Origin of the sequence: methanotrophic endosymbiont of Bathymodiolus puteoserpentis (Logatchev) (assembly GCF_900128525.1) — a bacterium.
GTDB lineage: Bacteria > Pseudomonadota > Gammaproteobacteria > Methylococcales > Methylomonadaceae > Methyloprofundus.
Genome location: NZ_FQTQ01000206.1, coordinates 1 through 11,905, shown reverse-complemented (window position 1 = coordinate 11,905; position 11,905 = coordinate 1). Strand labels below are relative to the sequence as shown.

Below are 11,905 nucleotides of genomic sequence, written 5' to 3'. Positions count from 1 at the left end.
TATTTATAATCGCTCATCTGTTAAGTCTGCTGGAAATAGATATTTAAGATCATAAATGACTGAATCAGGCTTACCTAATGCTCTAACTTGCTTAATATCCATTTGTTTGAATTGCTCGTGCGCAACGGCTAACACAATAGCATCAAATTTCCCCTCTTCTAGTGCAGCTATTGGCTTGATACCATATTCTACTACTGCCTCTTCTGGGTCAACCCATGGGTCATAAACATGAATATTAACACCATAAGTTTCTAATTCTTTGATAATATCAACTACACGCGTATTACGTAAATCTGGGCAATTTTCTTTAAACGTTAGCCCCATAATCAAAACATTTGAATCTTGAACATGTAAACGCTTTTTAAGCATAAGCTTAACGAGTCGAGAAACAACATATTCACCCATACCATCGTTAATGCGTCGTCCGGATAAAATAATTTCCGGATTATAACCAATGGATTGCGCTTTATAGGTTAAATAATAAGGATCGACACCAATACAATGCCCCCCCACTAAACCCGGACGAAAAGGTAAAAAATTCCATTTCGTTCCCGCAGCAATTAAAACTTCTTCGGTATCAATATCCAAGCGGTTAAAAATTAAGGCTAATTCATTAATTAAAGCGATATTGACATCACGCTGGGTATTTTCAATAACTTTAGCAGCTTCAGCCACTTTAATACTGCTAGCTTTATGGGTACCGGCTGTAATAATACTTTTATAAAGCTGATCCACTTGTTCGGCAATAGCCTCTGTAGAACCCGCCGTTACTTTTAAAATATTGGTAACACGGTGCTCTTTATCACCCGGATTTATGCGCTCTGGGCTATAGCCGACATAAAAATTTTCGTTAAATTTTAAACCAGACACTTGCTCTAAAATAGGTACGCAAACTTCTTCTGTTGCACCAGGGTAAACAGTTGATTCATAAATAACAATATCACCCTGTTTAATAACCTTACCTAATAAATCACTTGCTTTTTCTAGTGGGCTTAAATCAGGTTGTTTATATTCATTAATGGGCGTCGGCACAGTAACAATATAAATATTACAGGATTTAATATCTTCAATATCAGCGGTATAACTTAGTTTATCAGCTCCGGCTAACTCTTCATCACTGACCTCTAAAGTATGGTCATGCCCTGTTTTTAATTCATCAATACGTGGTCTGTTAATATCAAAACCTACCGTTGTGTATTTTTTGCCAAATTCAACAGCAAGAGGTAGACCTACATAACCTAAGCCAATCATGGCAATTTTTGTATTTTCCAACATAATTTAATCCTGTTCCCAGATGCCACGAGCATCAATAATAATTTTTTCTTGTAAAACTGATGGCTTGACCTGTTTAAAAACCGTATGATCCGTTAGTGTTACAATAATATTTACTTTTTCAAGGCTTTCAGCCAAGCTTACTAAGCTTACATTATCTGCTTGTAGCTTAGCAGGTAGCTCTGTTATATGCGGCTCAACAATAAACACCTCCCCAAGCGCTTCCTGTATGACTTTTTGAGCGATACCAACAGCAGGACTCTCTCTTAAATCATCAATATCTGCTTTAAAGGCTAAGCCTAATAAAGCTATTTTAGGGTGCTTAAATTCTTCGGCAACTTGTTTAAGTTTATTTAATACAAACTCAGGCTTACTATCATTGACATCTCTCGCCGTACGAATCAAACGCGCTTCTTCCGGCGCCGAGTCAACAATAAACCAAGGATCTACAGCAATACAATGCCCCCCAACGCCTGGACCGGGTTTTAGAATATTAACACGCGGATGCCGGTTAGCTAGTTTAATTAACTCCCAAACATTAATATTTAATTTATCACAAATAATAGACAGCTCATTTGCAAATGCAATATTTACATCTCTAAATGAATTTTCCGTTAATTTTGCCATTTCTGCAGTGCGTGCATCCGTAATAATGCAATTAGCTTTAACAAAAATCTCATATAACGCTTTTGCTTTTTCCGCGCAATAAGGTGTTAGGCCACCGATAACTCTATCATTTGAGACCAGTTCCTGAATGATATACCCTGGTAAAACACGCTCAGGACAATGAGCCACCTGAATATCTGCCTGCTCACCTAGCTGGTGTGGAAATTTCAAATCAGCGCGAATCTCACTCATCCATTGAGACATTTTTTCTGTTGTACCAACGGGTGAAGTAGACTCTAAAATAACTAAATTACCTTTTTTCAAGACAGGGGCAATTTTTTTAACGGCTGCTTCTATATAGGAAACATCAGGTTTATGCCCATCAGTAAAAGGCGTAGGTACTGCGATCATAAAAACATCTGCAGACTCAGGTTCTATTGTTGCTCTAAGTTTCCCAGTCGTTACAGCACTTTGCACCAGCATATCTAAATCAGGTTCAACAATATGAATTTTACCTTGATTTATCGTATCAACCGCATGCTGTGACACGTCGACACCTATCACCTCTATGCCTCGTGAAGCAATAACGGCTGCTGTTGGTAAACCGATATAACCTAAACCTATCACCGATACTTTATTAAAAACGGCTTTATGCATATGCTGCGACTCCCTCTATAATTCGCTGACTAGCTTGACCATCCCCGTAAGGATTATGAGCAAAACTCATTTTATGATATTCATCCTGGTCATCTAAAAGTAATGAAACATTCTGAATGATTTTTATTTTATCTGCACCCACTAACTTTACTGTCCCTGCAACGACCGCTTCTGGCCTTTCCGTTGTATCACGCATAACTAGCACAGGCTTACCTAAAGAAGGCGCTTCTTCCTGAACACCGCCTGAATCAGTAAGGATAATATGGGCAATACTCATCAAGTAAACGAAGGGCAAATAATCTTGTGGCTCTATAAGGTGGACATGCTCAATATCTTTTAATAAACGATTAACAGGCTCACGTACATGTGGATTTAGGTGGACTGGATAAATAATTTGTATATCTTCACGTAAAGCTAATTCTCTAAGTGCTTGGCAAATATTTTCAAAACCATCGCCAAAGCTTTCGCGTCGATGACCAGTGACCAAAACAATTTTCTTTTCGCTATTTATAAAAGGAAATTGACTCGCTAACTGTGATCTTAACTCTGTATTATTTTGTATCGAGTCTTGCACATGCTGCAAAGCATCAATCACCGTATTTCCAGTAACCATAATATTTTTTTCAGCAATATTTTCTTGCAACAAATTATCACGCGCCGCACTTGTCGGTGCAAAATGTAAATCAGTCAACACAGCTGTTAATTTTCGATTCGCCTCTTCAGGCCAAGGTGAATAAATATTATGCGTGCGCAACCCGGCCTCTACATGTCCCACCGGAATCTTTTGGTAATAGGCAGCTAAACTAGCGGCAAATGTAGTGGAAGTATCGCCGTGCACTAAAATTCTATCGGGGGAAAATTCTTGCAATATAGGCTCTAAGCCCATCAAAATAGAACAAGTGATGCCTGTTAGAGCTTGATTCTGCTTCATAATATCTAAATCGTAATCTGGTTTAATAGCAAATAATTCCAGAACTTGATCTAGCATATTTCTATGCTGGGCAGTCACACATACTCTTGTTTCAAAGCGCATATCATTTTGAAAGGCTTGCACAACAGGCGCCATTTTAATGGCCTCAGGTCGTGTACCAAAAATAATTAAAATTCTTTTTTTCATTCTCTCAAACCTTCGGTTTAATCAACTGTTCCGTTTCTATTATATGTGTCAGCTGTTTGAGACTCGCACCCCAACTAAAATTCTTTTGCACAAATTGACGGTTTTCTTCTACATAAAAACTTGCCTGAGTATTGTCTAACAATAAAAGTACTTGCCTTGCAAAATCTTCAGCATTATCTTTTATATAAACCTCTTGAGAGGTTATTTTAATGCCCTCAATGGCTTGCCGAGTAGCGATTATTTTTTTACCCATTGCCATCGCTTCTAATACTTTATTTTGGATACCTCGCGCAATAAGTAAAGGCGCAACAACAACAGATGAAAACTTCAAATAAGGGCGAATATCTTCAACTCTTCCAGTAACAAATACACCTTCCACACTAGTTAAGTCGTGCACGTCTTTAGTTGGGTTTGAGCCTACTATATAAAATTGAGCACTGGCACATTGGTGTTTTATTCTTGGCAATACTTCACGCACAAACCAAGTAACAGCATCAACATTAGCCCAATAATCCATTGCTCCTGTAAAGACTATTATATTTTCAGGATTATTATAAGGTAAATTGTACGATTTATTGGCACTAAAATATTCCGTATCCACCCCATTATTAACGAAACTAATTTTCTTAGGATTAATATCAACTAAATTGCTAAATAATTGCGATTCTTCTTGAGAAACAAAAATACTCATCTTTGCTAACTTGGCAACTTTAGCATCAAATTCTAAAAGTAACTTTGCTTCCCTTTTATAAATCCAACTCATCGGCCATTTTGCTTTTTGCGAATATTGTAACCACTTATCGGAATCAACATCGACAAAATCAATTACGCAGTCAGTTTGATGGACCTCAATATATTGAGCCATGACCGAAGAATATATAAATATTTTTTCTATTTTATTTTCTCGGATCGTTTTATTAACCCATTGCTGTACTTTATTATTATGATAATAAGGTATAGAAAGTGCTTTTTTTGTAAAGAACCCTGACAAGCTTTGTATTTTAGCTAAAGACGGATTAAGATTGACAAAAAAAGAGCTCGCAGTCAAATTTTCGACTTTATCAACATATTGCCAATCCTCTACATCATCAATAAATGCAGCCAAATAAATATTGTAATTTTTTGCTAAACCTTTAAGAAAGTTATAGGAACGAATTTTATCTCCTTTATTGGGCGGATAAGGAATTCGGTGCACAAGGAATAATAAATTTTTCATACGCTACTCTTTTCAAATTTTTTACAAAATACATATAAAGCTATACAATCAAAATTATGAAAAAAAACTTTCCACACTTACCCCTCTTTAAGCTATGCTATTTTGCTTTATTGCTTGCTCTATCTGGCTTGGTTAGTGCGGCACTAGTGCAAATTGATCCGCATGCCGATTTTCCAGTACAACCATCAATAGAAATAAAAGCTCTTCTCAATACCGACCCAGAAAGACCTAAGCCAAAAGGAGACTACCGCTCAAACGATTATAAAATTGATACTCCTGCGCGCTTTCATCTTCCATCTAATGCACAACAAGCACAACACAAGCCAAAACTCTACGATCTCAAAGCTCAGGGTAAAAAGCTTATCAATGATTATCAGGATAACGAGCTGCTATCTAAGACTTTAAACTCCCTCTCCCAAGCTAAGCAACTATGGACCGATGCTGATGCATTAGCCACTGACTTTGCTTATGATCTTTTATTTTCCTTGGAGCTGGACCAGCTAATACAGTCTGAAATATCCATCACTCCAGCCCTACAAAATATTGAGATGGGATCTAGCACTCAAAAGACACAAGAAATACCAATACATAGCAGGCAAGCAAGTACGATTAACTATAATACCCTGCTAGAAGAACAAGCAAATACAGCAATACAAGGCACAGATCATTTAACTAATTTTTTACATAGCTTGCTTCATATAACAACGCTGTATTATCTAGCAGCTTTATTAATTTTAGTCAGTTTTTTACAATGGCTGATACCATTTCTATTGCGTCTTTTCCCTTAGCCTAAATCTTTTGCTAATAGAGGACCAATAACTTGACTAACACTTAACGGTAGTCTCTTCCACGCAGCAATAAAAAACTTGTACTTCGGGTTTAAAGGATTAATATCTGGCATAGAACCTGATTTTACTAACTCAAACTCATAAAATAACGGTGCCTCTTTAAAGCCCCAATGCTTTTTAAACCGATAAGACCCTGTACCAATTTTACTCCGTCCATAATCAAAGATTTTCACACCTTTATCAACAGCACGCCGCATCACTTCCCAATACATAAAGTCATTCGCATATAAGGCTCGGGCTTCAGCTTTACCGCCTCCGTAATATGGCAATACTTCATCTCTAAAGTAGAAATTCATAACGCTAGCAATAAGTTTTCCTTTATGCTCGATAGAGATCACTTCGCATTGCTCTTTAAATACCTCTTTTAGTATTTTAAAGTACTTCTTAGGAAAGACTGGCGTACCTAAATTTCGTACACTTTCTGAATAAGCCTCAAACAAGCGCTCAGTATCATTATCAATCACACTGACTAAACCTGCTTTTATGCCTTTTCTAACAACTGCACGCTGTTTTCTAGGAATAGCCGCTAAATTCTTATCTACATCAGATTCTAATTCTTTTCTAAAGGTAACATACATACCTTCTTTATAGGGTCTATCCGGATTTATGCGCTCTCTATTTCTAAACTCAATATGATCAACAGCTAACTCTTTACCTAATCGACAAGCTTCTTGATCAAGAGCCAAAGCCGCATCAACATTATCAGCAACTACGCCGCCATAAACACAAAAAGCATTAGATACTAAGGCATTACCAAATAACAGGCTTTTAATATGTACTAAGGGCAAGATACCGGTTATTTGGCCTTGCTGCTCTGCATAAAGATAATAAGTTTTATGCCCAAAAGAGCGTTCAATGACTTCTTGCCATTCAACTTGATGAAAAAAGGTAGCTGCTGGTGTTTTCTCTACGTATTGTTGCCAGAGATTTTTATCCGGATGACTTAAAATTTTTATCATGGTAGTAAAAAATTAATTGATATTTTTAGGAGCGTGTCTTTAGCCACAGTTTTTACGCATAATTTACGACTAAAGGCCGAATTTACACTTCACTTATTTTAAAAAAACGGCTTGCATCGTATCCCATTCAAAATCTGCTAATAAAGACTTAATACGACTTTCCATTTTCTGTAAATTCAAATAGTGTCGAAATTTCGCTTTAAATGCTAAATTTTCTTGTCTAGGTTGCTCAGCATCAATTTCCCAAGGATGAAAATAAAAAATTCCAGCTTGTTGCTCAGTATTATTGATTCGATTAAATGCCCAGCGAGAGATAAAGTACGGATATAACCTAAAAAAACCACCACCGCCACAAGGATAGTTCTTATTACCTATTTTTAATGTGCTGATTGGTATTTCCTTAAAATCACGCCCTTCTATAGGATGATAAGCAAACCGTGGCGCTTCTGGCATGCCATATAAATCATGTTTTACTGGGTAAATACTAGAGCTGTATTTATGCCCCTCTTCTGCCAAAATATCTAATGCCCAGAGATTGTCGCGGCCAATAGAATAACTAGCGGCCCGATAACCTTGTATTTCTATACCTCCTATATCTTCTAATAATTTCTTCGTTTTACGTACATCAGCTCTAAATTGCACCGGCGTTTGCTCTGTGACACGAATATGCTCATAGCCATGACTAGCAAGTTCATGGCCCTCGTTAACAATTCTTTTAACCAATTCAGGATAACGCTCCGCCACCCAGCCCAAGGTAAAAAAAGTCGCTTTTACATTATGCTGAGTGAAAACATCAAGAATACGTTCGGTATTATTTTGTACTCGATGTTCTAAAGTATCCCACTGTGATTTTTTGATATACGATTCAAATGCAGAGACTTGAAAATAATCTTCTACATCAACTGTCATGGCATTTTTCATTACTGTATTTTTAAGTCTTTTTAGAAATTCCAAAACAAGCTGGCTGCTACTCTATTTTCTGTATAGGTATTCGCTGCTAAATCAGCATCTTGCTGTACAAAACGATACTCTATACTTGCATTTAAGAGTCTACTTCTTCCGAAGCTAAGGAAGCTAAGCGATATTGTACGGGTCATCCTTGCTATAAATTGATAACGATCTTGATTAACATTTACATTTGTAGGTACTTCTACGGCATCTCCCGTAATGCGTTGCCATGATGGAGAAAGCAAAAGACTTGTTCTACGCGAAAACTGCCAATTCCAAGAAGCATTAGCGCCATAAACAGTTTGCTGATCAGCCGTTGAATTTTGGTAGTCTCTTTTTTCATAAAAACCACCTAACTGAAAACTACTTTTCCCCGTTGTGTAAGAAACTGAAGCATTCGCAGTTCTCCTAACAAGCACATCATTATTTAAGCTAGGCAAACTAGCATTAAAAATAATAGGCTGTCCATCAGTACCCTGTAGTGGATTGCCAGCCGCATCAACAACGACAAAGGGAGTATCCTGCAATAAGATTTGCTGAACAGTTGTTGTGTCTTGTAAATAGGTAAAGTTCCATGTTGATCTTTTTGTTTGATGATATAAAGAAGCATTCCATGCTCCTCCCGTATTTAAACCAATAGAACGATCAAAATAACCCACACTTAAATGGGTACGCTGACTTAAACTAAGATTAGATGACACATGCCAGTTATTACCATAACCTGCTTCAACATCAAAATACCAGTTCGGTTTCCACTGCGCCCCTACCGTATAAAAAACACCATTATTATTAGTATCTAGCCCTTGAAAGCTATTATTAGCATAACCTACTGTACCAAAGAAATTAAAACGCCTATCAACCCAGGTTCTTACTGTAGCATTAGTATTCTGAAAACTGACATCATCTTCATTTTCTCGAAACTGAGTTGAGTTATCAAAATTTACATTCCAAGTGATATGCTTAAAATCACGACCACTGAATAAATTAATAGACTCTCTCAAATTCATGGAATTTGCTAGCTGGTCAGCACTATCATTGCCAACATAATCAAAATCTATATTGACATTAGCATTAGCAAATTGCCCAAAACGTGGTGTCCAATTAACAGAAGTACCTGCTGTCCATACATTTGTCCGAGCACGGAGATTATTGATATTATCACCACCACGTAAATTACTAATATTTTGCTGATTATAACTGCCTCTAGCAGTAACATTAAGTCGATTACGTATAGCTTGATAGCCAGTATTTAATTGTAGTTGGTGGTTAATTTGTGTTTGTCCATCACCTCCAGCATTAAATAAGTTTTGCATACGGTAATTAAAATCAGCATTTAAACGACCTCCATTGATACCTCTTATCGAAATACCTGGACTGACCTCGGTCACAAATGCACCTTGCTCCTGACCTTTACTAGCCAAACGAATATTATCAGAGTATGTTTCTTGTATTGTTAAGTTTGGTGTAAATATAAAATCAATTGCAAATGCTGGTGCTTGAGCAAATAAAATATACGCTACACTTATTAAAATAAGTCTGCGCACTTTAAGGCTTTGCCCTTTAGTGGCCATATTGTCCATAACCATAATAATCTAAAGTAAGCTCATGTTTAGATTTATTCAATAGTGCCAAAACCACATCCACGGATTCTAGTTTTTTAATAGCATCCTGCACTGTACTTTGCATGGTTGTTTCCGCACTAATCACAAAAATAACTTGCCCTACTAGACTCGCCAATACTTCCGCTTGTGTTGCAGCTAATAGAGGCGGAGAATCAAAAATTACAATACGATCTGGGTAACGCTGACTTAATTCATCAACAAATTTCGCCATTTTATCGCTGCTTAATAATTCAGTTGAAAAGGCATGCCGCTTTCCTGCTGGAATCACTTGTAAACCCGGTAAATCTGTTTTAAAACAAATATCAGTAAAAGCTACATCATCACTTTCTAGGTACTCTATAAGACCTTTTGAGTCTGGTAGACCAAGCCGTTTTGCTAAAGTAGGCTTAGCAACATCAGCATCAATTAATAAGACATTTTTGTCTCTTTCATTAGCAATACTAATCGCTAAATTAATCGCGCTAAATGATTTGCCTTCCCCAGGAATACTACTTGTCACTAAGATCAGATTTGCACGGTTTATTCCTTTCGCTCTATTGCCAAAAGCATTAGTAATTAAAGGGCGCTTAATCATTCTATATTCTTCAATCAACGCTGACCTTACTTGCTCAAGGGACAAATATCCATCCGCAGCTAGATGGTGCCAATCAAGATTAACAGTCTGCTGCGTATTTTCTATGTTTAATTGGGAGCTATCCTGAGCTTTGGGTTCTTTAACTTTACTGTTTTTCTTTTGTACAGATTTCTCTAATGCTTTCTCTAAAATATCCATTCTGACCCTTCCTCTACTTAAAGTTTAAAGCATTACTCATTACCAGAAAATAAGCGAGTAAAAGACCAAAAAATAAAAACCAAAACAATAGAAAATTAGCTTTCCTTATTTTTTCTCCCTCTTTTAATTGCACAGAAACACTACCTAATACAGGTAAGCCTGTTACTGTCCTCACTTGCCGAGTAGACATAAAAGTAGGCCTAATAAAATAAATTAAAAAGGCTAGAACAAAGCCCACAGCTAAACTTACACCAAAAGCAACTGAATTAAAGAACTTACGATTAGGCCCAGTAGGTGCAAGCGCTTTGCTCGGGGCATCAACAACTTTAAACCTTAATATCCCCTGACTACTATCTGCTTTTTCAGTCATGGAAGCCATTTCTCTACGTTGAATTAATTGCATATAATTAGATTTGATAACCGAATAATCCCTATCTAGATTTTGCATTTCTGTTTCTATACTTAGCCTAGTATCCATTCCTTTTTGTATACTAGCCATCCTTTGTGATAATAAGCCAATTCTTGAACGTAAAGATGCACGTTGTGCTTCAGCATTATTTAAAGCAATTTTTAAAGATTGTATATACGGGTTATTGATAGCTCCGGAACTCATAATACTGGCTTCTGGCATATTTTCTAAACGTTGCACTTTACTTTTCTGCAAATCTTGAATTTTTGACTTTATGCTGAGTACATCAGGGTGTTTTTCCGTATATTGCAATAAAAGCTCACTCATTCTATCTTCTAGTACTGCAATTTTAGCATCCTCTGGAGTAGATGGTGTCATCCCCACATCAGAAACCCCCCACTCATCTTCCACGTCATTACCGAGTTCAAGTGCTTCATTCATCTGACTTTTTAATACTTTCCACCGAGAATTGATTTCACTTAAAGCCATCTGAGTTTCCTGAATTTGTTCTTTTATAGCACTTAATGCCCCTAACTGACCGCCACCTTGATCAGGTAAGAGACCGGCATTAATTCGCTTAAAATTTTCTCTTGCTTTTTCAGCATTTCTTAAGCGTACTTCATATTCTTGTATCTGTCCTTCAATAAACTGCTGTGCACTTCCTGTATCTGATATTCCTCTTTGCTGAGTCTGTTCAGAAAAAACAGTCAATACAGCATGAACAATATCTTGTGCTTTTGCAGGGTTAGAATCTTCATAAGAAATAGAAAATATATCGTTTCTACCACCAGAAATTTTAACACTGCTTTTTAATTCTCTAATGAGAGACTGTTTTCCCGCTTCGTCTTTAGAATCAATATCCAATTCAGCTAACCTAGCAATTTTCTCCAAATTAGGGCGCGTAAACATCAGTTGTTGCATTACTTGCACTAATCCACGCGTGTTTGATTGTATAGCCATACCATGTAGTAAAGGCCTAAGCATAGTGCCACTATCTACACTTACTTTAGCTTCAGACTGGTATTGATCCGGCATAGAACTAACAAACACCCAGCCCGCGACACTAATCAGCCAAGCCGTAATAATGATTAGCCATTTATATTTTAATGTCCCTTTGACATAAAATAAAATTTCAGATAATTGATCTTGCATTCTTTACCTTTCAAATAATCTATATTTACACGAAATAAAAAGTTAATTAGCTATTATTTCAACATCAAAAACGATATCAGGCTTTCCTTAACTTAAAAGCACAATAAAGCAACCCTAAGCTACTAACAAAGACTAATATATTTTTATTTAAAAGAATGCTTCTGGAATCACTAAAATATCACCCGGCATAATTTTAACATCCTGAATTCGTATAATAAGTGCATAACCTCTGAAAGTAACGGATAGCAATACACTGGTTGAATTGAGACAAGACATAGGTGTAAAGTAAACAGCTACCAAACAATTTACAGAGGCTACAAATGAGCT

The 11,905-nt window shown here is 36.7% G+C and carries 11 protein-coding genes; 1 reads left to right on the top strand and 10 read right to left on the bottom strand.

Annotation, left to right across the window (positions count from 1 at the left end):
- Window positions 1–3 precede the first annotated feature (3 nt).
- From tviB to BQ7314_RS15015, 4 genes are read right to left on the bottom strand one after another with little or no spacing between them, the layout of a single operon-like run.
- Entirely contained in the window at window positions 4–1,275 is a 1,272-nt protein-coding gene (gene tviB / locus BQ7314_RS15030; RefSeq protein WP_174484506.1) for a Vi polysaccharide biosynthesis UDP-N-acetylglucosamine C-6 dehydrogenase TviB, read from the bottom strand.
- Between the two features lie 3 nt (window positions 1,276–1,278).
- Entirely contained in the window at window positions 1,279–2,535 is a 1,257-nt protein-coding gene (gene wecC, locus BQ7314_RS15025; protein WP_174484505.1) for a UDP-N-acetyl-D-mannosamine dehydrogenase, read from the bottom strand.
- Entirely contained in the window at window positions 2,528–3,652 is a 1,125-nt protein-coding gene (gene wecB / locus BQ7314_RS15020; protein WP_174484504.1) for a non-hydrolyzing UDP-N-acetylglucosamine 2-epimerase, read from the bottom strand. Before wecB ends, wecC begins: the two co-directional genes overlap by 8 nt.
- Before the next feature lie 4 nt (window positions 3,653–3,656).
- Window positions 3,657–4,868, bottom strand: a complete 1,212-nt coding sequence (locus tag BQ7314_RS15015; protein ID WP_174484503.1) for a TIGR03087 family PEP-CTERM/XrtA system glycosyltransferase — start codon at window positions 4,866–4,868, stop codon at window positions 3,657–3,659.
- 56 nt (window positions 4,869–4,924) lie between these two features.
- On the opposite strand from BQ7314_RS15015, the gene BQ7314_RS15010 reads away from it, so the two are divergent.
- Window positions 4,925–5,656, top strand: a complete 732-nt coding sequence (locus BQ7314_RS15010) for a hypothetical protein (protein WP_174484502.1) — start codon at window positions 4,925–4,927, stop codon at window positions 5,654–5,656.
- On the opposite strand, the gene BQ7314_RS15005 is transcribed toward BQ7314_RS15010, so the two are convergent.
- The 6 genes from BQ7314_RS15005 to BQ7314_RS15705 all read right to left on the bottom strand — a co-directional run.
- Complete coding sequence (locus tag BQ7314_RS15005) at window positions 5,653–6,675, bottom strand: FemAB family XrtA/PEP-CTERM system-associated protein (protein ID WP_174484501.1); 1,023 nt, start codon at window positions 6,673–6,675, stop codon at window positions 5,653–5,655. The genes BQ7314_RS15010 and BQ7314_RS15005 overlap by 4 nt on opposite strands.
- 93 nt (window positions 6,676–6,768) lie before the next feature.
- Window positions 6,769–7,596, bottom strand: coding sequence for an XrtA system polysaccharide deacetylase (locus tag BQ7314_RS15000; RefSeq protein WP_245395023.1), 828 nt, complete (start codon window positions 7,594–7,596; stop codon window positions 6,769–6,771).
- A 20-nt stretch (window positions 7,597–7,616) separates the two neighbouring features.
- The gene (locus tag BQ7314_RS14995; RefSeq protein WP_174484500.1) at window positions 7,617–9,194 is read right to left on the bottom strand and encodes a TIGR03016 family PEP-CTERM system-associated outer membrane protein; all 1,578 of its coding nucleotides are present in this window, start codon (window positions 9,192–9,194) and stop codon (window positions 7,617–7,619) included.
- Window positions 9,184–10,017 (bottom strand): XrtA-associated tyrosine autokinase, encoded by an 834-nt coding sequence (locus tag BQ7314_RS14990; protein ID WP_174484499.1) that lies wholly within the window; start codon window positions 10,015–10,017, stop codon window positions 9,184–9,186. The genes BQ7314_RS14995 and BQ7314_RS14990 overlap by 11 nt, the downstream gene beginning before the upstream one ends.
- A 13-nt stretch (window positions 10,018–10,030) precedes the next feature.
- Window positions 10,031–11,578 (bottom strand): XrtA system polysaccharide chain length determinant, encoded by a 1,548-nt coding sequence (locus BQ7314_RS14985; protein ID WP_174484498.1) that lies wholly within the window; start codon window positions 11,576–11,578, stop codon window positions 10,031–10,033.
- A gap of 147 nt (window positions 11,579–11,725) precedes the next feature.
- A partial coding sequence (locus tag BQ7314_RS15705) for a hypothetical protein (protein ID WP_217423858.1) occupies window positions 11,726–11,905 on the bottom strand: 180 nt, incomplete at its 5' end.

What these genes read in the sequence shown, in the direction of transcription:
- tviB (WP_174484506.1), bottom strand. Translation starts at nt 1,275, where the DNA reads ATGTTGGAAAATACAAAAATTGCCATGATTGGCTTAGGTTATGTAGGT.
- wecC (WP_174484505.1), bottom strand. Translation starts at nt 2,535, where the DNA reads ATGCATAAAGCCGTTTTTAATAAAGTATCGGTGATAGGTTTAGGTTAT.
- wecB (WP_174484504.1), bottom strand. Translation starts at nt 3,652, where the DNA reads ATGAAAAAAAGAATTTTAATTATTTTTGGTACACGACCTGAGGCCATT.
- BQ7314_RS15015 (WP_174484503.1), bottom strand. Translation starts at nt 4,868, where the DNA reads ATGAAAAATTTATTATTCCTTGTGCACCGAATTCCTTATCCGCCCAAT.
- BQ7314_RS15010 (WP_174484502.1), top strand. Translation starts at nt 4,925, where the DNA reads ATGAAAAAAAACTTTCCACACTTACCCCTCTTTAAGCTATGCTATTTT.
- BQ7314_RS15005 (WP_174484501.1), bottom strand. Translation starts at nt 6,675, where the DNA reads ATGATAAAAATTTTAAGTCATCCGGATAAAAATCTCTGGCAACAATAC.
- BQ7314_RS15000 (WP_245395023.1), bottom strand. Translation starts at nt 7,596, where the DNA reads ATGAAAAATGCCATGACAGTTGATGTAGAAGATTATTTTCAAGTCTCT.
- BQ7314_RS14995 (WP_174484500.1), bottom strand. Translation starts at nt 9,194, where the DNA reads ATGGCCACTAAAGGGCAAAGCCTTAAAGTGCGCAGACTTATTTTAATA.
- BQ7314_RS14990 (WP_174484499.1), bottom strand. Translation starts at nt 10,017, where the DNA reads ATGGATATTTTAGAGAAAGCATTAGAGAAATCTGTACAAAAGAAAAAC.
- BQ7314_RS14985 (WP_174484498.1), bottom strand. Translation starts at nt 11,578, where the DNA reads ATGCAAGATCAATTATCTGAAATTTTATTTTATGTCAAAGGGACATTA.